Origin of the sequence: Streptomyces sp. CB01373 (assembly GCF_002803075.1) — a bacterium.
GTDB lineage: Bacteria > Actinomycetota > Actinomycetes > Streptomycetales > Streptomycetaceae > Streptomyces.
In genome coordinates this window covers 53,690-76,977 of sequence record NZ_NNBK01000025.1, presented here as the reverse complement: position 1 = coordinate 76,977, position 23,288 = coordinate 53,690, and the positions used below count along the sequence as shown (strand labels likewise).

Sequence of the window (23,288 nt, the reverse complement as noted above, 5' to 3'; positions counted from 1 at the left end):
ACCTCCCATGACCAAGGCCGATCTGGTCTTCACCCACGGCCCTGTGCACACCGGGGACCCCGCCCGCACCCGGGCGAGCAGTCTCGCCGTCACCGGGGAGCGGATCACGGCCGTCGGCCACGACGAGGTACGGGAGTTGATCGGCCCGCGGACCGAGGTGGTCGACCTCAGCGGCAAGCTGCTGCTTCCCGGCTTCCAGGACGCCCACATCCACGCCGTCTACGGTGGCATGGAGCTCGGCGAGTGCGACCTCAGCGGCACCGTGGGCGTCGACGAATACCTGCGCCGCATCCGCGAGTTCGCCGACGACCACCCCGAGAGCACTTGGATCACTGGCGGCGGCTGGTCCATGGAGAGCTTCAAAGGCGGCCTTCCGAGCCGGCAGCTGCTCGACTCCGTGGTGCCGGACCGGCCGGTGTACCTGGTCAACCGCGACCACCACGGCGCCTGGGCCAACACCCGTGCGCTGGAACTGGCGGGCGTCACCCGGGACACCCCGGACCCCGCCGACGGCCGGATCGAACGGGAGGTCGACGGCACACCGAGCGGCGTCCTGCAGGAAGGCGCCACCGGCCTGGTGGCCCGGCTGGTGCCCGCGAAGACCGCCGCCGACCGTCTCGACGGCCTGCTGCGCGCTCAGCGGCTGCTGCACTCGCTCGGTATCACCGGCTGGCAGGACGCCCTGCTCGGCGAGTTCAACGGCCAGCCCGACCCCTCGGACGCCTACCTCGCCGCCGCCCGCGAGGGAACCCTCACCGCCCGAGTCAACGGAGCACTCTGGTGGGACCGCGGCCGAGGCCCGGACCAGATCCCGGAGCTGGTCTCCCGCCGCGCGGAACTGAACCACGGCAGGTTCCGGGCCGGCTCGGTGAAGATCATGCAGGACGGCATCGCGGAGAACTTCACCGCCGCGATGACCAGCCCCTACCTGGACGCCTGCGGCTGCGCCACCGCCAACAGCGGCCTGAGCTTCGTCGACCCGGTCGCGCTGCGCTCGTACGTCACCGAACTCGACGCGTTCGACTTCCAGGTGCACTTCCACGCCCTCGGCGACCGCGCGGTGCGCGAGGCGCTGGATGCGATCGAGGCGTCCCGCACGGCCAACGGCCGCCGTGCCACCCGGCACCACCTCGCCCACCTGCAAGTGGTCCACCCGGACGACATCCCGCGTTTCGCGCAGCTCGGCGCGATCGCCAACATCCAGCCACTCTGGGCCGCCCACGAGCCGCAGATGGACGATCTGACCATTCCCTTCCTGGGGCCCGAACGCGCCGCCTGGCAGTACCCCTTCGGCTCCCTGCTGCGGGCCGGCGCGACTCTGGCGGCGGGCAGCGACTGGTCGGTGAGCAGCCCCGACCCGCTCGCCGGGATCCATGTCGCCGTCAACCGGATGGAGCCCGGGGCGGCCGACGGCCGGGTCTTCCTGCCCGAACAGCGCCTCGACCTCGCCACCGCGGTCGCGGCCTACACGGCGGGGTCGGCCCATGTCAACGGCCTGGACGACACCGGCACCCTGCGGCCGGGCCACCTAGCCGACCTGGTGGTCCTCGACCGGGACATCTTCACCGCCCCGGCCGAGGAGATCCACACGGCCCGGGTTCTGCGGACCTACGTGAGTGGAGTGCTGGTGCACTCCACCTCGTGACGGCCGCGCCGTCGGAGCGCGGACGCGGCCGTGGAATCGCCGCCGCGCTCCGATGACGCCCTGATCTCCAGCTTCGCCTGTACCAAGGTGCCTGTCGGCTCCTGGCTCCCGCTCTCCAGCGCCGCGACGAGTTGCTCGATGCCCGCTGCGGCGACACATTCAGGCTGGAGGCTCAGAGTTGTGACGGGTGGGTCGGCATGCGCGGCCGAGGAGTCCTCGCTCGCGCACACCAGCAGCAGGTCGCCGGGCACCGACAGGCCCAGGCGGCGCGCGGCGTCGAGCACCAGCGGCGGATTGGCCTCGGTCAGCACGAACAGAGCGTCGGGCCGATCGGGAGCGCTGAGGGCCCGCTCGACCGCTTCAACGGCAGGGCCGTTGCCCGGCCGCACCGAAAGCGTGATCCGAGGTGTGGCACCCTGCCTGGCGCACCAGCGCCGGTAGAGGTCCAGGGCCTCCGCGTTGAAGCGGGTCGGGGTGTCGGGCGCGACGACCGCGATGCGCTGCGCGCCCTGGGCGTGCAGGTGGTCCAGCACCTCGCGCATGGCGGCGTCGGTGTCGATGTCCACCCAGTGCGTGCCGGGACGCCCCTCGACCGAGCGGTCGGTGGACAGCGGGATACGGGCGGCGACGAAGTCCTCGATCAGAGGATCGTCCTCGAGCGGGTCCGCGACGATCGCGGCGTCCAGCGGCAGATCGGCCCACTCGCTGGGCGAAGAACTGGTGGGCAGCAGCACCAGGGCGTAGCCGTGGTGCAGGGCTGCGGTCGCGATGGCGCTGGTCAACTGGGCGAAGTAGGGGGAGTCCATGTAGGACCCGGGGGTTGTCGGGTACTCCCCGACGGCGTAGCCGATCAGCCTGGCGTGCCCGGCGCGCAGCAGCCGCGCGGTCGCGTTGGGCCGGTAGCCGAGGCGCCGTGCGGTCTCGCGGGCGCGTTCGCGTACGGCCGGCGAAAGGCGTCCGGTGCCGTTGAGCGCGGCGGAGACGGTGGTCTTGGACAGGCCCGCCTCGCGGGCTACGTCGACGAGGCGGACCCGGGGCACGGCGGCCGGGACGCCGTGTCCGCTGCGGCGCGGAGTTTCGGTCATGGGCTGAATGGTGCCAGTCCCGCGTGTCGTCGTCACCCGCCCCTGACCTCAAAAAAACCGTTCCCGCAAACCCTTGTGAAGGAACGTTCCCGCGTCAATACTCGCTGCCATCCACAGCACCCCCACTACCCTCGAAAGGGGTGGGTTCCTTGCGTGCCTCCAGACCCACCGCCCTGCTCGCCGGAGCGGTCGCCCTGGCTGCGACCGTCTCCGGCTGCTCCGGCGCCTCGTCCACCGGCGCCAGATCCGCCCAGGGCAGCACCACCTACCAGGTCTCCGCGGACACACCCGCGGCCAAGGGCTCGATCCCGTCGTTCTCCTGGTCGCTCTACGCCGAGCCCTACTCCCTCGACTACACGCAGGCCTGGGACTACCCGCCCAACACAGTCCTGGCGAACGTCTGCGAGCAGCTGTTCCGCATCACACCCGACATGAGGATCGCGCCGGGCCTGGCTCTGAAGTCAGCCCATCCCAACCCGCTGACCTGGGTGTACACCCTTCGCAGCGGCGTGAAGTTCCACTCCGGTTCGACCATGACCGCGGACGACGTCGTCGCCTCCCTCAAGCGCCATCTCGACCCGGCCGTGGGCTCGGCGTGGGGCAGCGCGTTCAAGAACGTCGCCTCGATCACCAAGACCGGCCCACTCGAAGTGACGATCAAGCTCAACAAGCCCGACGTCCTGCTCAACGAACTGATGGCGGCCTCCCCCGGCACCATCGAGAGCGCCGCGTTCCTGGCCAGGGCCGGCCGGGACTACGGCAACCCGAAGGCCGGCGTCGACTGCACGGGCCCCTACGCGCTCGGCACCTGGACCCAGGGCGACAGCGTCACCCTGAAGAAGAACCCTGCGTACTGGGATCGCACGCTGACTCCCAAGGCGCAAAGCGTCAAGTTCGTCTTCATCCAGGACCCGGCCGCGCGCACCAACGCCTGGCTCTCCGGATCGGTCGACGGCGGGTACCTGGTGCCGGCCACCTCGATCGGGCAGCTCAAGTCGACCTCTCGGGGCAAGCTGTACTTCGGCCCGAACACCGCCGCCTCCGACCTCGCCGTGTTCAACCTCAAGGGCACGCTCGGCGATCTGAAGGTGCGTAAGGCCCTGTCCATGGCGCTGGACCGGCAGAGCATCATCAAGGCCGCCGTCGCGGGAGTGGCCGTTCCGGCCAAGGCCCCGGCCGCGCGGGGCGCCTGGCAGACCGCCCCGGACCGGACGGAACGCTACTTCTCTGACCTTCCCGACCTGGTGTACGACATCGACGGCGCCAAGAAGCTGATCAAGGAGGCCGGTGCGACCGGCAAGAAGGTCGTCATCGCGAGCAGCACGCTCACTCCGGAGATAACCGTCGTCGCCAACGCCGTGCAGGCGGCCGGCAAGCAGATCGGTCTCGACGTGCAGATCAAGCCGATCGCACCCGACGCGTACACGGCGCTCTTCACCGACCCGCACGCCAGTGCCGGCATCGACCTGGTGTTCACCAACGGTTACATCAACTCACCCGACCCGCTCGAGTTCTACCAGTCGTTCCGCACCGGTGACTTCGGCAACTACGGCAAGTACTCGAACCCCGAGTTCGATGCGCTCTACGACCGGGCGACGGCGGTCGCCGACCCGGCCGCACGTGCCGACCTGACCGCCGAGCTGCAGAAGATCGCGCTGCGCGACCTGCCCGCCATCCCGCTGTACGAAGCTCCCCACTCGGTGTTCCTGGGCAGCCGGATCACCGGTGCCCCGGCCGGCATCGCCCAGCTGTACTACCCGTGGGCCGCGAAGATCGGCTCGGCGAACTGATGGCCCGTTACCTCCTCGGCCGGCTCCTGGGGCTGGTGACCGTGCTGCTGATCACCTCCTTCCTGGTCTTCAGCGCGGTGCACCTGGCCCCGGGGGACCCGGTGTCCTTCCTCCTCAAGGGCCACCCCGTCTCGCCGGAGACCAAGGCCGCGATCCGCGCCCAGTACCACCTCGACGACCCGTTCTTCACCCAGTACCTGAAGTGGGTCGGCAATGTGCTGCACGGCGACTTCGGGCGCTCCGTCCAGTTCCGGCACGACGTCGGATCCCTGATCGGCTCGCGCCTGCCGAGCACGGCCCTCCTCATCGGGTACTCGGCCGTGCTGGCCTGCCTCGGCGGCGTGCTCGCAGGCATCCTCGCCGCGCTGCGCCCCGGCGTGGTCGACCGCGTGGTGCTCGTGTGCACCGGCGTGGCCACGGCGACCCCGCCGTTCGTCAGCGCCATCGTGCTGGTCTCGCTGTTCTCGGTGCAGCTGGGCTGGTTCCCCGGGCCCGGCGCCGCCGGCAGCGGTTTCGCTGACCGGCTCTACCACCTGACCCTGCCCGCCTTCGCCCTCGCGGTGACCCTCGCCGGGCTGCTGGCCCGGGTGACCCGCTCTTCGATGCTCGACGAGCTGAGGCGCGAGCACGTGGAGGTGGCGCGCTCCCGCGGCGTCGCCGAGGGCGCCGTGGTGCGGCGGCACGTGCTGCGCAGCGCGCTGGGCCCGATCGTCACCGTCGGCGGCACCATGCTGGCCGGACTCCTGGTGAGCACCTCGATCGTGGAGACCGCCTTCAACGTGTCCGGCGTCGGCTCACTGCTCGTGCAGTCGGTGACGGTCAAGGACTTCCCCGTCGTACAGGCGATCACGCTGATCACCGTGGCGGCGTTCGTCCTGGTGAACCTGGTCGTGGACCTCCTCGCGCCGCTCATCGACCCCCGGCTGACCCTGACCCGGCGAGGTGCCTCATGACCACCGCTGTCCCCGTCGCCGAACTGCGTCGGCGGCCCGGTCTGCGCCGCCTGCGGGTGCTCGGGCAGGGGCCGCTGTTCACCGCGGCCGTCCTGCTGCTGGGTGTGCTGGTGGCCGTCGCCGTGTTCGCACCGTTGCTCGCGCCGTACGACCCCGACGCCCTCGACCTGCCGGCCACCCTGGCCGGGAGCAGCGTCGACCACGTCCTGGGCGCCGACCAGTCGGGCCGCGACGTGCTGTCGCGCCTGTTGTACGGCGCGCGCTCCGGGCTGCTCGGACCGCTCCTGGTCGTCGGGGTGTCGACCCTGCTGGGCATCCTGGTGGGCGTCGTGGCCGCCTGGCGCGGCGGTTGGGCCGACGCGGTCCTCTCACGGTCGATGGACCTGGTGTTCTCCTTCCCCGGACTCCTTGTGGCGATCATGTTCGTGGCGGTCACCGGCCCGGGCATGACCGCGCCCGTCGTCGCCATGGCCGTCGCGTACACGCCGTACGTGGGGCGCCTGGTGCGCAGCATCGCCCGGCAGGAGAAGGCACGTCCCTACATCGAGTCCTACCTCGTGCAGGGCTGGTCGGGCTGGACGATCTGCGTCCGGCACCTGCTGCCCAACATCGCGCCGACGGTGCTCGCCCAGTCGGCGATCAACTTCGGGTACGCCCTGATGGACCTCGCGGCGCTCTCCTTCCTCGGCTTCGGGGTGCAACCCCCGACCGCCGACTGGGGCGCGATGATCAACGAGGGTGAGGGCGCGCTGCTGCAGGGCGCGCTGCTTCCCGCGCTCGCGCCATCCGTGTGCATCGTGCTCGCCGTCGTGGCGTTCAGCATCGTCGGCGAGGGCATCGCCGACCGGGTCGCGAAGCGGGAGTGGTGAGGTGGATGACTGTGCATCAGTCTCTTCTGGAGATCGACAACCTCTCCGTGCGGCTGCCCGAGGGGCGCGCGGCCCGGCCGATCCTGGACGGCGTGTCCCTGCGCGTGGAGGCGGGTGAGACCGTCGGCCTGGTCGGTGAATCCGGTTCCGGCAAATCGGTCGCCTGCCGCAGCGTGCTCGGGCTGCTGCCCGAAACGGCGCGGACGGACGGCGAGGTCCGAGTGGCGGGCCGCGACGTACTGACGCTGGACCGGAACGGATTGACGGAACTGAGGACCCGTCAGGTCTCGATGATCTTCCAGGACCCACGTGCCTCGGTCAACCCGATGCGACGCGTCGGCGACTTCCTCACCGAGCAAATGCGTGCCGTCGGCGTACCCTCGGCGGCGGCGACGAGCCAGGCCGAGGAACTTCTCGCTGCCGTGGGCATCCGCGACCCGCGCGACGCGTTGCGGCGCTACCCGCACCAGTTCTCCGGCGGCATGCTCCAGCGCGTCGTCATCGCGGCGGCACTGGCAAGCCGGCCCTCACTGCTCGTCGCCGACGAGCCGACGACCGCACTGGACGTCACGACCCAGGCCGAGGTCATCGCAATCCTCACCGGCCTGCAGGCAGAGCGCGGCACGGGACTGCTCTTCGTCACCCACGACCTGGAACTGGCCTCGGCCATCTGCGACCGCGTCTACGTCATGTACGCGGGGCGCATCGTCGAGACGCAGGCCGCCGGTGACCTGTTCGAGCGCCCGCGCCACCCGTACACGGCCGGCCTCCTCGCGTGCACACCCCGCATCGAACCCGACGCCGCTCCACCACGGCCCATCCCCGGCCGCCCGGTCTCGCTCGCCGAGTCGCCGGCCGGATGCGCATTCGCGGCGCGCTGCGCGCACGCGCAGGAGCGCTGCTCGGTCGACAAGCCCGTCCTGCGGCAGTACGGCGGCGAGGGCCTGGCCGCCTGCCTGCGCGCCGAAGAAGGGATCCTGCTGTGAGTACCGCGACGGAGAAGACCGGCGCGTCCGGTCTCGTGGTGGACGGACTACGGAAGGAGTTCGGCGGCCACACTGCGGTCGACGGCGTCTCCTTCACCCTGCGACCGGGCGGCTCACTCGGCATCGTCGGCGAGTCCGGATGCGGCAAGACCACCACGGCGCGCATGCTCGTCGGACTCGAGACACCCGATGCCGGCAGCATCCAGCTGAACGGACGCGACCGTTTCGCGCGTGCCCGCGGCCGCGCCGAGCGTCTGGCCCGCGCCCGCGAGATCCAGATGGTGTTCCAGGACCCGTACCTCTCCCTCGACCCGCGCATCAGCGTGAGGGCGTGCCTCGAGGAGGTCCTGCGCCTGCACTTCCCGCTGGACGCGCCGGCGCGGCGCAGGCGGGTTGCCGAACTCCTCGACCAGGTGGGGCTGGGAGAGCGTGAGGCCGCGGCGCTGCCCCGCCGGCTGTCCGGAGGGCAGCGTCAACGCGTTGCGATCGCCCGGGCACTGGCGGCCCGGCCGCGGGTGCTCATCCTCGACGAGGCGGTCGCCGCGCTCGATGTATCCATCCAGGCGCAGATCCTCGACCTGCTCGCCGACATCCGGCGCAACGAGGGCATCGGCTTCCTCTTCGTCAGCCACGACCTCGCGGTCGTCCGGCACATCAGCGACGAGGTGGTCGTGCTCAGGGACGGAAGGATCGTCGAATCCGGCCCCACGACGTCCGTCCTGACCAGCCCCCAGCATCCCTACACCCGCCTCCTGCTCGACTCCGTCCCGCGGCCCGGATGGGATCCGGCCCGCATCTCCGCAGGCCGCCGCGCGCTTGCCTGACCCTTCCGACACTTCCCGAAGGACATCACATGACCGACCTCACCGACCTCGCCTACCTGCCGGCCACCGAGGCCCTGCGCCGGTTCCACGACCGCTCCCTGTCACCGGTCGAGCTGATGACCGCGGTCATCGCGCGCGCCGAAGCCGTCGAGCCGAAGGTCAACGCCCTTGCCGAGCGGACCTTCGACGAGGCGCTCGCCGCCGCCCGCGAAGCCGAGGCACGGTACGCGGGCAAAGGCGAGGCGCCCCGCGCCCTGGAGGGTCTCGCCGTCGCGACGAAGGAGGAGCAGCCCATCGCGGGCCGCCGCAGCACGGACGGATCCCTGGCGTTCCAGCACGAGATCGCCGAGCAGACGCACCCGGTCATCGAGCGGATCCAGGCCGCCGGCGGCATCGTGCACGCCCGGACCACGACCCCCGAGTTCAGCTGCGCCGGATTCACACAGTCACGGCTGTGGGGCGTCACCCGCAACCCGTGGAACCTGGAGTTCACTCCGGGTGGCTCCTCGGGCGGCGCGGGCGCCGCGCTCGCGGCGGGTGAGACAACGCTCGCGACCGGCTCCGACATCGGCGGCTCGATCCGCATCCCCGCCTCGTACACGGGCACGGTCGGCTTCAAGCCGCCGTACGGGCGTGTGCCGGCGATGACGCCGTTCAATCTCGACACGTACTGCCACGACGGTCCGATGGCACGCACCGTCGGCGACTGCGCCCTGCTGGAGAACGTCATCGCGGGGCCCCACCCGCTCGACGCGGTCTCGCTGCGGCCCAAACTCGTCCTGCCCGAGAGGTTCGAGGGCGCCGAAGGCCTGCGGGTGGCGCTTTCGGTCACCCTCGGGGACTGGCCGGTCGATCCCGAGGTCGAGGCCAACACCCGCGCGGTCGCGGAGGCGCTGCGTGTGGCCGGGGCCGTCGTCGAGGAGGTCGAGGTCCCCATCATGCGGGCGGACGTGATGCGGGCATCGATGATCCACTTCGGTTCCGTCTTCGGCCCCTACATCGGATCGGTGGCCGCCGAGCACGGCGACCAACTCACCACGTACGCGCTCGACTTCGCCCAACGGGCCGCCGAGGCCGTCCGCGAGCCCGGCAGTTTCCTGCAGGGCCTCACGGCAGAGGCCGACGTGCAGACGACTCTCGGTGCCCTGCTGGACCGCTACGACGTGCTGTTGTGCCCGACCACGGCCATCCCGGCGCTCAAGGCGGACGACGACCACCTCTCGACCAAGGTCGTGATCAATGGCGTCGAGCTGGACTTCTACCTGGAAGCCGCGATGACCACGGCGTTCAACATCGCCAGCCGCTGCCCGGTGCTGAGCGTGCCGTCCGGTTTCGCCTCGACCGGAGTGCCGACGGGGGTGCAGGTCGTCGGGCGCACCTACGACGACACCACGGTGTTCCGCGTGGCGGCAGCGATCGAGGCCGCCCGACCCTGGTCCAGCGCCCCGGCGCTCTGACTCGAGGCACGGAATGGAGCGGTCGGACCCTTCATTCGGAGACGTTTCCCGAGCGGTCGGGGGCAAGGGACTTCCACAGGTCAACGCACCCTTCCACAGGGTTTCAGCGGAACCGGCGGCAACTCGGAGGCCGATGACAGAGCACCGTCGTACCCCCTTCTCCCCGCCGAACCGGGTGCCCTCCATCCAGTTCCGGCGGCCCTGGACGATCTCCTCCTCGGAGCGGGCGGCGGAGTCGTTCTTCAAGCACTGCGGGCATCCACGGTCGCGGTGGTCGAAGTGCCCGCACCCGCACAAGACCCGGATCCCGTCGGCGGCGCGGAAGCAGATGGAGAAGTCCGTTCGTCCTCCGTGATCACGATTTTTGCGCTGGTCTGGACCCACGGCTGCTCGCCGTCGTACAGCGCGGGACGTGACCATCCACGAACCTTGATCCACTTTCACAACAGGCCCTAACGGCAGTGCTAGCGTCGGCCGCATGGCTGAACTGAGCGCACCCACAAGCCAGTTGCAATCCTCATGGCTCGCAGCGCGTGACGAGTGGCCTCCAGGCGCCCACCAGGACGGGACAGGCCTGCGTCTCGCGTCTGATGCCGACCTCGACAGCCCCGGGGTTTTCTCGGAGTGGGTCGAACGACTGCAACAGCAGTCGGACAGGTCAGCTGCCGTGGGAGAAGGGCGCGTCCATGCCACCCATTGGTGGATCGTCGAGGGCGACAACTACCTGGGAGCCATTGATCTGCGGCACTACCTGAACGCCTTTCTGCTCGACGTCGGCGGGCACATCGGGTACAGCATCCGCCCCTCCTTCCGGAGACGCGGCCTGGCAACGTGGGCTCTCGGGGCGGTTCTACCCGAGGCCCGTGCACTCGGCCTGGATCGAGTCCTCGTCACTTGCGACGACGACAACATCGGGTCGGCACGCAGCATCGAACGCAACGGTGGTGTCCTGGAAGATGTCCGCACAACCAACGCGGGCATCAAGCGCCGCTACTGGATCACTCTGTAGTCAGTGGTACGACTGTGCCGGTTACCGGGACTCGCACCTGGCCAAGGTCGGGCGCCTCAAGGTCGAATGGTCCCGTCGGCTGCCGGCCGCACCCACGTCCCTGACCGTCACCAAGGACAGCTGCGGCCGGTACTTCCTCAGCTTCGTCGGTAACACCGAGCCGGACATCCTCCCCGGCCTGGAACCCGACGCCGGGATCGACCTGGGCCTGTCCGCCTTCGCCGTCCTGTCCGACGGCCGGAAGATCGACAGCCCCCGCTTCCTGCGCCGGGCGGAAAAGAAACTCAAGCGCCTCCAGCGGGACCTGTCCCGCAAAACCAAGGGATCGAAGAACCGGGCCAAGGCCCGTATCAAGGTCGCACGCCAGCATGCCAGGGTGGCGGACCGCCGCCGGGACTGGCACCACAAGGCTTCCACGCAGATCATTCGCGACAACTGTGAGAATCGGCGGGTGCTGCCTCGGGGACCAGCACCGCTACGGTGACGCCCGGTGCCAACAATCGAGGGAGCAGGCGTGGACACGGAAGCAGGAGTCGCAATCGGTGGTGCTGTCATCAGCGCCGCAGCCGCTGGCATCGCGGTATGGCAGACCCGGATCGCCAAACGGCAGGCGCTCCTCGCCGAGGACTCCGCCGCTTCGGCGCAGCGTCAAGCCGCTGCCGCTGACGAGCAGGTTGAAATAATGCGCATGCAACTGGACGGGGAGGAAGCTGACCGCATAGAGGCTCGCCGTCCACAGGTCAGCGTCGAGCCGGGGTACGTGAGCTGGGAGGACGTGAACTTCCCGAGGGGCGAGCTGACCATCAGACAGGCCCTCCCTGTCAAAGTAGGTCGAGTCAGGCATACTGGATGATTCATTGCGTCGAGGGCGGAGAAGGAGTAGTGCCCGGGTGGCCAGCACGAATGACCACGGGACCCCTGATCCGCAGGTGGAAGCCCGTTCAACCGGTCCGCGCCGGTATACCGCGGAGTACAAGGCGAGGATCCTCGCCGAGTACGAGTCGTTGGACAAGAAGGGCAAGGGTGCCCTGCTGCGGCGGGAGGGGATGTACTCGTCGTTGATCACGACGTGGCGGCAGCAGCGGGACAAGGGCGCCCTGGACGCGCTCGCCGCGCCGGCCGGACGGCCGAAGGCGGACCCGCGGGACAGGGAGATCGCGAAGCTGAAGGCGGAGAAGGCCCGCCTGGAGGCCGACCTCGCGAACGCCCGCACGGTCATCGAGGTCCAGGGAAAACTCTCCGCGCTGCTCGACCAGTTCGCCACGGACAGCGCCCCGAACCAGAAAGGCGAGAAGGACCAGTGACCGGGGCCCGGTCCGCGGCCGTGGCGTTCACTACCGCCCGCGACCAGGCCCTCGAAGAGCTCACCGGGCTGGTCGGACGCGTCCAGGCATGCGCCGCTACACGGTCGGCTGGATGATCGCCGACCGGGAGAACAAGGACCTCGCCGAGCGGTCCCTGTCCGAGACGATCGCCAAGTACAGCATCCAACCAGGTCAGTTGACGATCCACTCGGACCGCGGGTCCCCGATGGTCGCGCAGAACGTCGCCCAGATGATGGCCGGCCTCGGCGTCACCAAGTCACATTCGCGGCCGAAGACGTCGAACGACAACCCGTACAGCGAGAGCCAGTACAAGACCCTGAAATACCGGCACGACTTTCCCGAGCGTTTCGGATCCCTTGAGGACGCCCGGGCATGGTGCACCCAGTTCTTCACCTGGTACAACGAGGAACACCGGCAATCCGGGATCGGCCTGCACACGCCCTACGACGTGCACTTCGGCCTCGCCGAACAGCTCCGCGAGATGCGTGCCGACGTCCTCCAGGCGGTCTACGCGAAGCACCCCGAACGCTTCGTCCGCATGCCACCGGAGCCCCCGAAGGTCCCCGCAGCAGCCTGGATCAACAAGCCGGCACCAGACGGCCCACTGATCCCGGCACAGCGTTAGAACGATCTACCTGCCTTGATCGCTTTGACAGGTTCCGGGCTGACATTCAAGGCTTGTACGAGCTGGGGCGCGAGAGGTTCAGTCCCTCGCGCAGGGCACGCCGCTCCCCGGCAGGCGGCAGCGCGGCCTCCTGCCTGGCCGAGGCGAGCAGGGCATCGATCGCGCCGAAGTCCGTCATCGTTCTCCCCCGTCCTGCACGGCCGCGGGGCGTGCGCCGCCTGCGCGGCGGGCGGGAATGCGGCGGCGTTCCGCGGGCAGCGACTCCGCGGCCCGGGTGGGCCCCGCCAGCAGGTCGAGCGCGTCGATCCCGTAGTGCGCGGCCACCGCGTCGCAGCCCGCCAGACTCCACGCGGCCGTGCCGGACTGACGGCGGCTCACCTGGGCCTGGCTCACCCCCAGGGCAGCGGCGAGTTCGGACTGCGACTCACCGGCCGCGTGCAGGAGCGCGGCCACAGCGGACCGTACACGCTCGTCGACGCTCATACTCACGACGCCCATCTTGCCGCTGAAACCTCATCTTTTATGCGCCATCCGCATACCGTTCGAGAGTCGGCGAGCGCGCTTCGACGCACGGACGAGCGCTTCCGGTCCCGGCAGCGGTCGGCCGGGGCGGTCGCGCGTTCTTCGCCGCACGGACCTCGGAACAGCCAGGTGAGGAGCGGCACTTGAACCAGGGCCGGTGTGCCGGATCGACCATAATGATCCGATGTTGCCACTGGAGTCCTCTCCGGAACCGATATCGGCCGATCCGCCGGAGACCGCACACCGCACACTCCTCACCCAGTCCTGGCTCGACCTGGCCTTCGTCCACTGGGCCGCCGATCCCGACGACGTCGCGCCGCTGCTGCCTTCCGGCACGCGTCCGGACGTACTGGACGGGGCCACCTATGTGGGGCTCGTCGCTTTCCGGATGCACCGCGTGGGGTGGTTCGGCCTCCCCGGCATTCCCTATCTCGGTTCCTTCCCGGAGACCAACGTCCGCCTGTATTCCGTGGACGCTCACGGCCGACGCGGCGTGGTCTTCCGGTCGCTGGACGCCGCTCGTCTGATTCCCGTCGCCGTGGCCCGTGCGGCGTTCCGCCTGCCCTATGTCTGGTCGAAGATGGACGTGCGCCAGGATGACGGCACGGTCACCTACACCAGTCGCCGCCGCTGGCCCGGCCCCGTGGGCGCGCACAGCCGGCTCGCCCTGCGCGTCGGAGAGCTGATCGAGGAGCCCTCGTCGCTCGAACACTTCCTGACTGCCCGCTGGGGCATGCACAACGGGTTCTTCGGACGTTCGACGTACCTGCCGAACACTCACCCCCGCTGGCCTCTGTACCGGGCCGAGCTCCTCCAGTGCGACGAGAACCTGGTGGCGGCGGCCGGACTGCCCGCACCGGTCACGGCGCCCGTGAGCGTGCTGTACTCCCCGGGAGTCCCGGTCCGATTCGGGCCTCCGCCCCCCGTACCCGAGGCATCCGCACGCCCTGAGCCGGTCGCGCCGTCCGAGCAGGGATCAAGCCGATAGAGGGTGTACAGCGCCTGCGGACCGGATGTGGGCCGCCATGCGGGCGGCCCACACCGATCGGCCGACGTCGGGAACCGGGACGGGACGCGCGGGCTTCAGTTCGTGGCGTCGAGAGCCTCGTAGACGTGCCGGATGTAGCCGTGGGTGCGCTCCGAGCCGAGGAGCCCGTCGCCCAGCCGGTTCATCGTGTACGCGAACGTCACGCGCCGGTCGAGGTCCATCATGACGATCGATCCGCCGCGGCCGACCCAGAAGCAGATCGTCCCGGTGGGCATGTCCGGGATCGTCTTCGGGTCGGCGAGCGCGTATCCCATGCCCCAGCGCACCGGAACGCCCAGGACCAGGTCGACTCCGTCGGCCTGTACGTCGAAGATCCTGTCCACCGTTTCCGGGGAAAGAAGCCGGCGGCCGTTCGCCTCGCCGCGTCGTGAGATCAAGGAGAGGGCACGGGCCATGCCTCGAGCGTTGCCGTGTCCGTTGAGGGCTCCGAATTCGGCATGGCGCCATTGCGGGGTGTCGACGTGCTCGTCCCGGGCGGGGCTTCCTAACAGCGTCCTGGTGAAGATCGCCTCGAGATCGAGGTCAGCCGGTATCCCGGCGATCGGCGGCGCCACCAGCGGGGCGATGCGCCGCCAGTCGGTCTCCCGCGCGCCGATCTGGACATCGGCGTCCAGTGGTCCGGCAATCTCGGTCTCGACGAACTCGGCCAGGGTACGGCCGCTGACGCGTCGGACGAGCTCTCCCACGAGCTGTCCCTGGGTCTGCATGTGGTAGCCCGAGGCGGTCCCCGGCTTCCACCAGGGTGCCTGTTCGGCCAGCCGGGCGCTTGCCGTCGGCCAGTCGTAGAGGTCGTCCATGGTGAAGGGCTGCTGCCAGCCGGAGAGTCCCGAGGTGTGCGCCAGGACGTGCCGTACCTCGATGTCCTGTTTGCCCTGGGCGCCGAACTCGGGCCAGTACTCCGCGACCGGTCGATCGAGATCCAGTGCCCCCCGGTCGACGAGGACGAGGGCGGCCAGACTGCTCAGGGTCTTGGTGGCCGACCACAGGTTGACCACCGTGTCCTCGCCCCACGGTGCGCTCCGTGCCTCGTCGGCGTGCCCGCCCCACAGGTCGACTTCCATGACTCCGTCGACATCGACGACGATCGCCGCGCCCAGTTCGTCACCGGATTCGAGGTGCGCGGCGAGTGCCGCTCGGAGCGGTTCGAACCGGGGCGTGCATTTTCCCTCGACGGCAGTCATGACTTCCTCCACTGTGGACGATGATCGTTCGTACGTTCAAACGATGAGTCGGCAGACTTGGTTCACGCTCTGGGGCATGACCCGGCGGGAACTCCTGCGGCGACCGGAACGGGTCGGGTCGGGTCGGGTCGGTGAAGTGCACTCGAATTCGGCAAGAGACGTGGTGTTCAACTCAGTTGTGCACAAATGAGGTGCCGTGTGTTTTGGTCGTCGTCACTGGTGAACCGGCGAGCAGGGCTCCTCGTAGGGAGCAGTGACGCCAGGCACACAAGGGCCCTTGCCGGTCGTCAGCCCTGCTGGGTGTTGTGGCGGCAACCAGCAGGGCGGCCGGGCCGGTCTCCCGGCTCCGACGGCCGCGTCCTCGCCCGGGCCACCGCCGTCCGGGCGGCGTGGGCACGGGACGGGGGCACGTCGGCGAGCAGTGCGTCGCGGACGAGTTCGCAGGAGAAGGTGTAGGCGGCCGGCAGCGACGGTCCGTCGGCCCACTGCCAGGTCATCAGCCCGGCGTCGGCGGCGTCCTCCAGCGCGCGCAGCACGTCGGTGAGGGGCAACGCGCAGGCCCGTGCCAGGAACGGGGCCTCGACCGGGCCGGACAGGGCCGCCGTCTCCACGACGTGCCGGGCGTCGGGCGACAGCGCCGCCAGCCGGGCGCGGACCTCGCACCGGATCACGTGGGGCAGGTGTGGCGGGGCGGCGGTGGGGCTGGCCGGCTTGAGGAGTTCGGTGAGGTAGAAGGCGTTACCCCCGGTCAGGGCGTGCAGCCGGTCCGCCTCCGCGGACAGCGGGGCCAGGGCGCCGGGCAGGTCCGTGCTCCTCGCCGCCCACAGCAGTTCTTCGATGTCGGCGACGTCGAACGGCCCCACTTCGACGAGCCGGGCTCCGCTGCGGGCCAGCCGCGCCTGGAATCCGGCGACCGCGCCGTCGCGGCCCTCCGTAACGGCGCACACCACCATGAGCGGGGCCTCACGCACTATGTCCGCGTGGGCCGCGAGGGCTTCCAGGTCCTCGGGCGGCGCGTTGTGGACGTCGTCGACGAGGCACAGCACGGGCTCCGGGTGCCGGGCGGGGCCTGCTTGTCCGGTCCGTGTCTCCCGCAGGACGCGCAGGGCCGCGCCGCCGAGTCCGGCCTCGTGCCGCGGCGTCGTACGCGGCGGATACCGGTCGTGGACCACGACCGACCCCTGGGCGCGGGCCGCCCGGCCGAAATCGCCCAGCAGCCACGACTTCCCGGTCCCGGTGGCACCGTGCAGCACGACCCATACGGTGCGGCCTGCCTTGGCCCGGGTGAACAACGTCCCCATGGCGACCAGATGGCGGCTCCGGCTGGTCGGTGCCGAGACCGGAGCAGGGGTCGGTGCCGGAATCAAGGTCGGAGCCGGGGTGTCGGACCGTTTCACGGCACATGGCCCGATGCTGGAAGGCGCGGTGTCCGACGGTTCCTGGCGCAGCAGGTCCAGATGGGTCTGCCGCAGCAGGGGCCCCGGATCGGTGCCGAGGGTGTCCGCCAAGGTGCGGCGCACCGTCTCGTACCGCTGGAGCGCCTCCGCGGTACGGCCGGCCGTCCGCAGGGCGCGCAGCAGTGTCACCCAGGACGTCTCGCGCAGCGGGTTCTCGCCGACGAGTTCCTCGCAGACGGCCGCCGCCTGCTCGGCGCGTCCCTCGTCGAGCAGCAGGCGGGCCCGCAAGTCCCGTGCGGACCGGTGCAGTTCGGTCAGCCGGTCGGCCTCCTGGCGGGCGAAGAGGTTTTCCCGGGCATCGGCGTAGGGCTGCCCCCGCCACAGCGCCAGGGCTTCCTCGGCCGCTCGCAGGGCGTGGTGGGCACGGCCTTCGGCGGCCAGGCGGTGGGCATTCTCGACGGCCTCCTCGAACAGCACGGTGTCGCGGCGGTCGGGGGCGACTCGCAGGACGTATCCGGCGGAGGTACTGGCCAGGACCGAGGGTGCCCGCCCCGGGCAGGACTCCTCCATCGCGGACCGCAGCCGACTGATGTGGGCGTGCACCGAGGAGGCGGCCGAGGAAGGCGGTCTGCCGTTCCACAGGTCGTCGCAGATGCGTCCCATGCTCACCGGGCGGCAGTCCTCCATGAGCAGTCTCAGCAGCAGGGCGCGGCGCTGCGGCGGGCCGACGTCGAGGGCGCCGCGTTCTCCTCGCGCTTCCAGCGGCCCGAGCAGGCCGAAGAACAGGCCGGGCGGCAGCCCGTCGTCCCGCCGGTGCCGACGGCCACGGTGGGAGGCGACGACACGCAGGCCGGCCGGTCTCGTCCCCACGGCGGGACCGGTGGCGGCCGGTGCCGACGCGTCCCGCGGCAGGTGGCCGGCGGTCATAGTTGTCCTCCTCGGAGGTCGTCGGCGGTGTGCGAGGGATGGTGTGTACGGGGGCGGGCGGGTGGTGTCACCCGTGCCGGTCCGCCGGAAGGGATCCGGGAAGTACCCGGGCCCGGCACCGGTGACGGGTCAGCGGGTGACCTCGAACGTGGCCGCGCGGGGCACGAACTTCGTGTCGCCGTCCTCGGCCGTCGCCAGGACCGACACCTGCCAGGTGCCCTGCTCGAGGCGGGCCGCCCTCTGTCGCGTCACCTTCAGGTCGTATGTGCAGTGGGCCGTCTCGTCGGAGGTGGGGCTGCACGTCGCCGTGTCCACGAACTGCAGATCCGTCGCGGTCGGGTTGAGCTTGGTACTCACCGGCCACGCGATGATCCTGACCTCGCGGACACCCGAGTCGTCGCTCACGTCCGCGGTGTACGAGACCTTGCCCGCGTCCTTGCCGGACGGAGCGACGTACGCGGCCGAACCGCTCTCCACGGTCGGCTGCGTGCCGGCGAAGGCCACGGCGAACCCGCCGGCGGCGACGGCACCCACGACGGCGACACCGATGACGGACGAGACGAGAACGCGCTTGGACATGAGGGATCCCCCTGATGGCATGTGGAAGGTCGAGGTGAAGGGCGGGAAAGCGCGGAGGAACCGGTGGTCGGAACCGATGTCCGGAACCGGAGCCGCCGGCCGACCGCCTTCCCGATGTGATCGAGCCTAGGGCCCCACACCCGGCACGATCCTCACGCCGCAAGACGATTACCGCCTCGGACCACAGACACAGGCGTCTACACCTCGAGTAAGAGAACACGGTCCGCCTGCGGACCGAGGACAGCCCCTCGCCCACGGCCATAGCCTTGATCCCTTATGAAGACGACCGACGACCGACTGCCGCCCCTCGTGCTGCTCGGCGCCCAGGCCCTCGTGTGGCCGGGGACCGGCCTGATCACCGGGACCGTCCCCGCGGGGTCCGCCCTTTTCGTGGCGGCCCTCGTCGCCGGAGTGGTGACGGCGGCGCTCTGTCTTCGCCGTTCGAGGCCGGTGATCAGCCTCGCCCTGGTCGCCGCCGCCTGCGCCCTGGGGGCCGGTCCGCTGCCCACCGGGGCCATGGCCGTGCTGGGGACGGCCGGCGTGGCGCTGGCCCTGTTCACCGTGGCGGACGAACGCGACACCTTCACCACGCTGTTGTGCGTGGTGACGCTCGCCCTCTGGCAGTTCCTCCAGAACGTCAGCCTGCACGGGCTCAGTGACCGCAACGGGCTCGACCTCGCCCTGACGGCCCTGCTGTACGCCGCCGCGTCGGCCGCCGGAATGCTGGTACAGCGCGGCCGACGCACCCGGCAGGCCTCGGAGCGCCGGCTGAAGCAGGCCGAGCTCGAGCGGCACCGGCTCCCGATGGTCGAACGGCAGCGGATGGAACGCGAGTTGCACGACGTCAGCGCCCATCACCTGACTGCCGTGGTCGTCACGGTTGGTGCGGCGCTCGGGCTACGCGAGCGCCGTCCCGAACTGGCCGAGGAGGCAATGGAGTTCGCCGTCACGACAGGGCGTGAGGTCACCCGGGCACTCGGCGCGGTACGGACGCCCTCGCCCTCACAGCAGCAGCAACCGTCGCCGAGGGAAAGGTTGTTGGGGCTGGTGGCCGGGTTCTCCCGGCTCAGCCAGCAGGTGGAGTGCGAGATCGACGCGCTGCCGGACGGCGCCGTCGCGGACGCGGCGTTCGGCATCGTGCGCGAGGCGCTGACCAATGTGACGCGGCACGCGCCCGGTGCGCACACCACCGTGATCTGCCGTTACGGCGACGCCCGCACGGAGGTCGTCGTCACGAGCGGCGCACCGCCGGCCGGGGCGGCGGCGCACGGCGCCGGTCTCGGCTCGGGGCGCGGCCAGGGCTTCCTGCGGTCGCGGGCCCGGGAGGCCGGCGGCACCCTGACCAGCGGCCTGACACCGGAAGGCGGTTGGGAGGTGCGTGCGCTCCTGCCCGGCCGGGTCGCCGGCGCCTCAATGAAGCGGCCGGTCGCATGGCAGTACCGTCTGGCGCAGATGACGGCCGCGGCCGGTCTCGCCGTCCACCCGCTGCTTTCCGCGCTCGTCGTCCGGACGGAATCCGTGTCGAACGGTCCGGGGGCGTCGGCAGGCGTGCTCTTCGCGCTGCTGGCCGCGGGCCAGGCGCTCGCGCTGGTGTGGCGGCGCCGGGCGCCCGCCGGCGCCCTGGGCGTCGTACTCGCACTGGCTCTGCTCTGGCCGGTGGCGATGACCACGGGCCACTACACCGGCTGGGTGCTCCTGCCGCCCCTGCTGAGCATGGCCGCCACCTGTGCGGTGGTCGCCTCCGCCGCGGGCCGCGCGGCCGTCGCCGGTGCGTCCGGCGCGGACGGTCGCCCGCGGCCGTCCGCGTGGGCCGTTCCGTTCGTGGCGGTGGTGGTGCACGCGGCGGCCACGACCGTCGTCCTGGTGCGGCGGGGCGTGTCCTTCCCCGTCTGGGTCCTCGCCGCGGCGGCGACAGTCCAGACTGCTGTGGTGGTCGGCGCGGCGCTGTGGACCGGAACGTTGCGCGGGCGTCGCCGCCGGGCCGCCCGCGATGCGCAGAGCGGGCATCTCGCGGCCTGGACCGAGGAGGCGGTGCGGGACGCCTGGGCCGAGCGCCGCCGGATCGCCACCGGGCTGGAGACCACCGTGCTGGCGCGCACCGCCGACATGGTGGCGCAGGCCGAGGCGGGCCGGCTCGACGAGGTCGCCGAGCGTGCCCGCGAGGCTCTCGCCGCGATGCGCGCCCTCCTCGACACGGTCCGGGAGGCCGAGGCCCCGCCCGCGCTGCGGCCGCAGCCCACGCTCCAGGCTCTCGACCTTCTCGGTCGGCAGATCCGGGCCACCGGCCGAGACGCCGGTATACGGCTGACCGACCGCATACCGAGACAGCTGCCCACCGCTGTGGACCTGGCTGCCTACCATGCCTGCGAAACGATGTTCGCGGCTGGCGGCGAGGAGCCGATGATGGTCGAACTCGACGCAGATGAAGCCGCGTTGACGATCACGGCGATCGGCGTTCCGGACAGCGCACGTCCCACTCTGTGTCAGCAGTTGTCGGCACGGACCGCGATCGCCGGCGGGACGGTCGGCTCCGGCCCGTCGGGCCGGGTGCTCGTCCGGCTGCCGCTGCCCGCGGGGCCGGCCGCACGGCAGGATGACGAGGAGGGACAACGATGAGCCTGAAGGTGCTGGTCGTCGACGACCAGGGCATCGTACGGGCGGGGTTCGCCGCCGTGATCGACGCCGAGGAGGGCCTGACGGTCGTCGGCGAGGCCGCCGACGGCGTCGAGGCGGTACGGCTCGCCGCGGAGCTGGCACCCGACGTGGTCCTCATGGACGTCCGCATGCCCGAACTGGACGGGATCGCCGCCACCCGGATCATCACCGGACGGCCCGACGCACCCCGCGTCCTGGTGCTGACCACCTTCGACCTGGACTCGTACGTGTTCGACGCGCTGCGGGCCGGCGCCTCCGGTTTCCTCCTGAAGGACGTACACCCCGGCGAACTGCTCAACGGCATCCGGGTGGTGGCCTCCGGGGAGAGCGTCCTCGCCCCCTCCGCCACCCGTCGGCTCATCGGCCGCTACGCGTCCGGAGCCGGCGCCGGCAGCCCGGACGGCGCCACCCCGCGCGAGCTGAAGAGCCTGACCGAGCGTGAGCGCGGCGTGCTCGCCCTGGTCGCCGCGGGGCTCACCAACACGGAGATCGCCCAGCATCTCGGCATCACCATCGGCACGGTGAAGACCCATGTCAGCGCGCTGCTGCGCAAGCTCGAACTGCGCGACCGGGTCCAGGCGACGATCCTCGCCTACGACCTCGGCCTCGCCCACCCCAACCCGCCCCACTCCCCCGTCTGACGGCCCGGCGGCCACCACCCCCAGGAGCACACCACCATGTCCGGCATAGGTCTCTCCGTCCTGCGCGGTATGCGCCGCGCCCTCGGCACCACTGCCGCCCGCGTCTATCTGGTGGCCTGTGCGTTGCTGTTGGGCGGGGCATTCGTGGCCGCCTCCAGCGAATCCATGGCGCTTGTCATACCGCTGTTCGCCACCGCGCCGACCGTGCTCGTCTTCCTGCTCCTGCTGCCCGAGGGGGACGCGACATTCCTGCTCTCCATCGTGCTCGGGGCAGTGGTCAACGCCTTGATCATCGGCTGGTGCGCCCGTGCGTTGCGCCGTGGCAGCCGCCCGGACGCGGCGTCCTGACGGCACAAACCGCTCGGGGCGGCCGGACAGAGGTCCGGCCGCCCCGAGCTCGAACTCCGCCTGCTGCTAGGCGGTCGGAGCAATGACCGCGGCCGTGCCGTAGGCACAGACCTCGGTGCCGGCGTCCTGGGCCGTCGTGACGTCGAAACGCATGGCGAGCACGGCGTTCGCGCCGCGGGCCCCGGCGGCCTCGACCAGGCGCTCCATCGCCTCGTTCCGGGTCTGTACCAGCGTCTTGGTCAGACCCGTCAGCTCACCGCCGATCACCGACTTCAGTCCGGCGCCGAGCTGCGAGCCCAGGTTGCGGGAGCGCACCGTGAGCCCGAACACCTCTCCGATGACCTGCTTCACCTCGTATCCGGGCACTTCGTTGGTGGTCACGACCAGAACGTGCGAGTCCGGTGCCGTGCCTCCGGTGTAGTCGTCGACGGGCATACGACCTCCTTGAGAGGAAGAGGAAAGGGAAAAGGGCAAGGGGAAGGGGCTACTTCTGGAGCTGCTCGTACACCGTCGAGGCCGTGATCAGGTGGCCGACGGCGTTGGGGTGGGCGGAGCCGTCCGTCTGCGGCAGCAGCGGATTGATCCACTGCTCGGACGCGGGACGGCACATGTCCTTGCCCTGGAACTTCGAGGAGATGTCGACGTACTCGGCCTGCTTCGTGAGGGCCGCCAGCGCCAGCATGACGTTCAGCCGGTTCGTGGTCTGGTGGAGCCAGGCGACGTCGCCCTTGGCCAGGGGCACGGAGGAGCCGCAGGTGCTCCCGTCGGCGGGGAACGGGTTGGGGTACCCGACCACGACGACGCGTGCCTTGGGGCTGCGCCGCTTGATGTCGGTGAGCATGTCGGGCAGGCGTGTGTTCAGCTTCGCGAACTCCCCGTCCACCTGCGTGGTCAGCGCGTCCCGACAGGGAGCGCCTTCCCGGGTGGACAGCCCGGCCAGGACGCACCGGGTGATCACGTCGGAGAAGCCGAGGTCGTTGCCGCCGAGCGTGACGGTCACCAGGTCGGTGTCCTGGGTGAGGGCGTTGACCTGCGGCGCGGCCGAGCCCTGCGTGTTCCACAGCGAGCGCGTGGTGGCACCGCTGCACGTGACGTCCTTGAACACGGCCGGCTTGTACGTCTGGGCGAGCCGGGACGGGTAGCTGCCCGAGGCGCGCTTGCACTGTGCGTCCGTCTGCCCGGACAGGCCCGTGCCGGCCGCGTAGGAGTCGCCCAGGGCGACGTAGTTCTTGACGGACCCCGGTCCTGCGGCACCGGCCGCCGCGGCCGGACCGGCTCCGGACGACAGCAGCGAGGCCGTGGCCGCGGTGACGGCGGCGAGCGTGGCCGCTCCTCTACGGATCGCCGAGAACGGGCGGGAATGAACCATGAAGTCCCCTTAGAAAGGAAAAGAGGCCGCACACGACGTCGGCCTGCCCCTCG

20 protein-coding genes and 3 pseudogenes are annotated in these 23,288 nt (G+C 70.7%); 15 read left to right on the top strand and 8 right to left on the bottom strand.

Going from position 1 to position 23,288, the window contains the following annotated elements; genetic code table 11:
* The first annotated feature begins 7 nt into the window (after positions 1-7).
* Positions 8-1,645 carry an amidohydrolase gene (locus CG719_RS32280; protein WP_100572243.1) on the top strand — a complete coding sequence of 546 codons (1,638 nt, stop codon included), beginning with the start codon at positions 8-10 and terminating at the stop codon, positions 1,643-1,645.
* Here CG719_RS32280 and CG719_RS32275 read toward each other — a convergent pair.
* Positions 1,609-2,730, bottom strand: coding sequence for a LacI family DNA-binding transcriptional regulator (locus CG719_RS32275; protein WP_100572242.1), 1,122 nt, complete (start codon positions 2,728-2,730; stop codon positions 1,609-1,611). The two genes, CG719_RS32280 and CG719_RS32275, sit on opposite strands and share 37 nt — an antisense overlap.
* A 149-nt stretch (positions 2,731-2,879) precedes the next feature.
* Between CG719_RS32275 and CG719_RS32270 the strand changes: the two genes are divergently transcribed.
* The 10 genes and pseudogenes from CG719_RS32270 (at position 2,880) to CG719_RS37645 (ending at position 12,568) form a co-directional block, all read left to right on the top strand.
* Entirely contained in the window at positions 2,880-4,520 is a 1,641-nt protein-coding gene (locus CG719_RS32270) for an ABC transporter substrate-binding protein (protein ID WP_100572274.1), read from the top strand.
* Positions 4,520-5,473, top strand: coding sequence for an ABC transporter permease (locus tag CG719_RS32265; protein ID WP_100572273.1), 954 nt, complete (start codon positions 4,520-4,522; stop codon positions 5,471-5,473). Before CG719_RS32270 ends, CG719_RS32265 begins: the two co-directional genes overlap by 1 nt.
* Positions 5,470-6,342, top strand: a complete 873-nt coding sequence (locus tag CG719_RS32260) for an ABC transporter permease (RefSeq protein ID WP_100572241.1) — start codon at positions 5,470-5,472, stop codon at positions 6,340-6,342. Before CG719_RS32265 ends, CG719_RS32260 begins: the two co-directional genes overlap by 4 nt.
* 5 nt (positions 6,343-6,347) lie before the next feature.
* A complete protein-coding gene (locus tag CG719_RS32255) occupies positions 6,348-7,328 on the top strand; it encodes an ABC transporter ATP-binding protein (RefSeq protein WP_100572240.1) in 981 nt (326 codons plus the stop codon).
* On the top strand, positions 7,325-8,152 hold the full coding sequence (locus CG719_RS32250; protein WP_100572239.1) for an ABC transporter ATP-binding protein: 828 nt from the start codon (positions 7,325-7,327) through the stop codon (positions 8,150-8,152). Before CG719_RS32255 ends, CG719_RS32250 begins: the two co-directional genes overlap by 4 nt.
* Before the next feature lie 29 nt (positions 8,153-8,181).
* A complete protein-coding gene (locus CG719_RS32245) occupies positions 8,182-9,609 on the top strand; it encodes an amidase (RefSeq protein ID WP_100572238.1) in 1,428 nt (475 codons plus the stop codon).
* Between the two features lie 478 nt (positions 9,610-10,087).
* Complete coding sequence (locus tag CG719_RS32235; protein ID WP_100572236.1) at positions 10,088-10,618, top strand: GNAT family N-acetyltransferase; 531 nt, start codon at positions 10,088-10,090, stop codon at positions 10,616-10,618.
* 34 nt (positions 10,619-10,652) lie between these two features.
* Positions 10,653-11,054: pseudogene (locus CG719_RS32230) on the top strand (RNA-guided endonuclease InsQ/TnpB family protein); the annotation flags it as partial.
* Positions 11,055-11,132: 78 nt separating this feature from the next.
* Positions 11,133-11,471: a hypothetical protein gene (locus CG719_RS35600; RefSeq protein ID WP_159025002.1), complete on the top strand. Its 339-nt coding sequence runs from the start codon at positions 11,133-11,135 to the stop codon at positions 11,469-11,471.
* Between the two features lie 37 nt (positions 11,472-11,508).
* Positions 11,509-12,568: pseudogene (locus tag CG719_RS37645) on the top strand (integrase core domain-containing protein).
* Positions 12,569-12,573: 5 nt separating this feature from the next.
* Here CG719_RS37645 and CG719_RS32210 read toward each other — a convergent pair.
* Positions 12,574-12,746 (bottom strand): annotated as a pseudogene (locus CG719_RS32210) (transcriptional regulator); the annotation flags it as partial.
* The gene (locus CG719_RS32205; RefSeq protein WP_100572271.1) at positions 12,743-13,051 is read right to left on the bottom strand and encodes a helix-turn-helix domain-containing protein; all 309 of its coding nucleotides are present in this window, start codon (positions 13,049-13,051) and stop codon (positions 12,743-12,745) included. The gene CG719_RS32205 and the pseudogene CG719_RS32210, both read right to left, overlap by 4 nt.
* Positions 13,052-13,274: 223 nt before the next feature.
* Here CG719_RS32205 and CG719_RS32200 point away from each other — a divergent pair, with 223 nt between their 5' ends.
* Positions 13,275-14,078 carry a YqjF family protein gene (locus tag CG719_RS32200; protein WP_100572233.1) on the top strand — a complete coding sequence of 268 codons (804 nt, stop codon included), beginning with the start codon at positions 13,275-13,277 and terminating at the stop codon, positions 14,076-14,078.
* A 95-nt stretch (positions 14,079-14,173) separates the two neighbouring features.
* Here CG719_RS32200 and CG719_RS32195 read toward each other — a convergent pair whose 3' ends face one another.
* The 3 genes from CG719_RS32195 to CG719_RS32185 form a co-directional block, all read right to left on the bottom strand.
* Entirely contained in the window at positions 14,174-15,319 is a 1,146-nt protein-coding gene (locus tag CG719_RS32195; protein WP_100572232.1) for a serine hydrolase domain-containing protein, read from the bottom strand.
* A gap of 287 nt (positions 15,320-15,606) precedes the next feature.
* Positions 15,607-17,643 (bottom strand): BTAD domain-containing putative transcriptional regulator, encoded by a 2,037-nt coding sequence (locus CG719_RS32190; protein WP_100572231.1) that lies wholly within the window; start codon positions 17,641-17,643, stop codon positions 15,607-15,609.
* A gap of 129 nt (positions 17,644-17,772) precedes the next feature.
* Complete coding sequence (locus CG719_RS32185; protein WP_100572230.1) at positions 17,773-18,222, bottom strand: DUF5707 domain-containing protein; 450 nt, start codon at positions 18,220-18,222, stop codon at positions 17,773-17,775.
* Positions 18,223-18,498: 276 nt separating this feature from the next.
* Between CG719_RS32185 and CG719_RS32180 the strand changes: the two genes are divergently transcribed.
* Genes CG719_RS32180 through CG719_RS32165 form a run of 3 tightly spaced genes read left to right on the top strand, consistent with a single transcriptional unit; the run spans position 18,499 to position 21,866 of the window.
* Entirely contained in the window at positions 18,499-20,838 is a 2,340-nt protein-coding gene (locus tag CG719_RS32180) for a sensor histidine kinase (RefSeq protein ID WP_100572229.1), read from the top strand.
* Positions 20,835-21,518: a response regulator gene (locus tag CG719_RS32175; protein WP_100572228.1), complete on the top strand. Its 684-nt coding sequence runs from the start codon at positions 20,835-20,837 to the stop codon at positions 21,516-21,518. Before CG719_RS32180 ends, CG719_RS32175 begins: the two co-directional genes overlap by 4 nt.
* Positions 21,519-21,554: 36 nt before the next feature.
* Positions 21,555-21,866 carry an SCO4225 family membrane protein gene (locus tag CG719_RS32165; protein ID WP_100572227.1) on the top strand — a complete coding sequence of 104 codons (312 nt, stop codon included), beginning with the start codon at positions 21,555-21,557 and terminating at the stop codon, positions 21,864-21,866.
* A 66-nt stretch (positions 21,867-21,932) separates the two neighbouring features.
* On the opposite strand, the gene CG719_RS32160 is transcribed toward CG719_RS32165, so the two are convergent.
* Together CG719_RS32160 and CG719_RS32155 are read right to left on the bottom strand one after the other, a co-directional pair.
* Positions 21,933-22,301 carry a YbjQ family protein gene (locus CG719_RS32160; protein WP_100572226.1) on the bottom strand — a complete coding sequence of 123 codons (369 nt, stop codon included), beginning with the start codon at positions 22,299-22,301 and terminating at the stop codon, positions 21,933-21,935.
* A 49-nt stretch (positions 22,302-22,350) separates the two neighbouring features.
* Entirely contained in the window at positions 22,351-23,235 is an 885-nt protein-coding gene (locus CG719_RS32155; RefSeq protein ID WP_100572225.1) for an SGNH/GDSL hydrolase family protein, read from the bottom strand.
* Positions 23,236-23,288 lie beyond the last annotated feature (53 nt).

Coding starts and splice junctions, on each gene's coding strand:
- CG719_RS32280 (WP_100572243.1), top strand. CDS start 8: ATGACCAAGGCCGATCTGGTCTTCACCCACGGCCCTGTGCACACCGGG.
- CG719_RS32275 (WP_100572242.1), bottom strand. CDS start 2,730: ATGACCGAAACTCCGCGCCGCAGCGGACACGGCGTCCCGGCCGCCGTG.
- CG719_RS32265 (WP_100572273.1), top strand. CDS start 4,520: ATGGCCCGTTACCTCCTCGGCCGGCTCCTGGGGCTGGTGACCGTGCTG.
- CG719_RS32260 (WP_100572241.1), top strand. CDS start 5,470: ATGACCACCGCTGTCCCCGTCGCCGAACTGCGTCGGCGGCCCGGTCTG.
- CG719_RS32255 (WP_100572240.1), top strand. CDS start 6,348: ATGACTGTGCATCAGTCTCTTCTGGAGATCGACAACCTCTCCGTGCGG.
- CG719_RS32245 (WP_100572238.1), top strand. CDS start 8,182: ATGACCGACCTCACCGACCTCGCCTACCTGCCGGCCACCGAGGCCCTG.
- CG719_RS32235 (WP_100572236.1), top strand. CDS start 10,088: ATGGCTGAACTGAGCGCACCCACAAGCCAGTTGCAATCCTCATGGCTC.
- CG719_RS32205 (WP_100572271.1), bottom strand. CDS start 13,051: ATGAGCGTCGACGAGCGTGTACGGTCCGCTGTGGCCGCGCTCCTGCAC.
- CG719_RS32200 (WP_100572233.1), top strand. CDS start 13,275: ATGTTGCCACTGGAGTCCTCTCCGGAACCGATATCGGCCGATCCGCCG.
- CG719_RS32195 (WP_100572232.1), bottom strand. CDS start 15,319: ATGACTGCCGTCGAGGGAAAATGCACGCCCCGGTTCGAACCGCTCCGA.
- CG719_RS32190 (WP_100572231.1), bottom strand. CDS start 17,643: ATGACCGCCGGCCACCTGCCGCGGGACGCGTCGGCACCGGCCGCCACC.
- CG719_RS32185 (WP_100572230.1), bottom strand. CDS start 18,222: ATGTCCAAGCGCGTTCTCGTCTCGTCCGTCATCGGTGTCGCCGTCGTG.
- CG719_RS32180 (WP_100572229.1), top strand. CDS start 18,499: ATGAAGACGACCGACGACCGACTGCCGCCCCTCGTGCTGCTCGGCGCC.
- CG719_RS32175 (WP_100572228.1), top strand. CDS start 20,835: ATGAGCCTGAAGGTGCTGGTCGTCGACGACCAGGGCATCGTACGGGCG.
- CG719_RS32165 (WP_100572227.1), top strand. CDS start 21,555: ATGTCCGGCATAGGTCTCTCCGTCCTGCGCGGTATGCGCCGCGCCCTC.
- CG719_RS32160 (WP_100572226.1), bottom strand. CDS start 22,301: ATGCCCGTCGACGACTACACCGGAGGCACGGCACCGGACTCGCACGTT.
- CG719_RS32155 (WP_100572225.1), bottom strand. CDS start 23,235: ATGGTTCATTCCCGCCCGTTCTCGGCGATCCGTAGAGGAGCGGCCACG.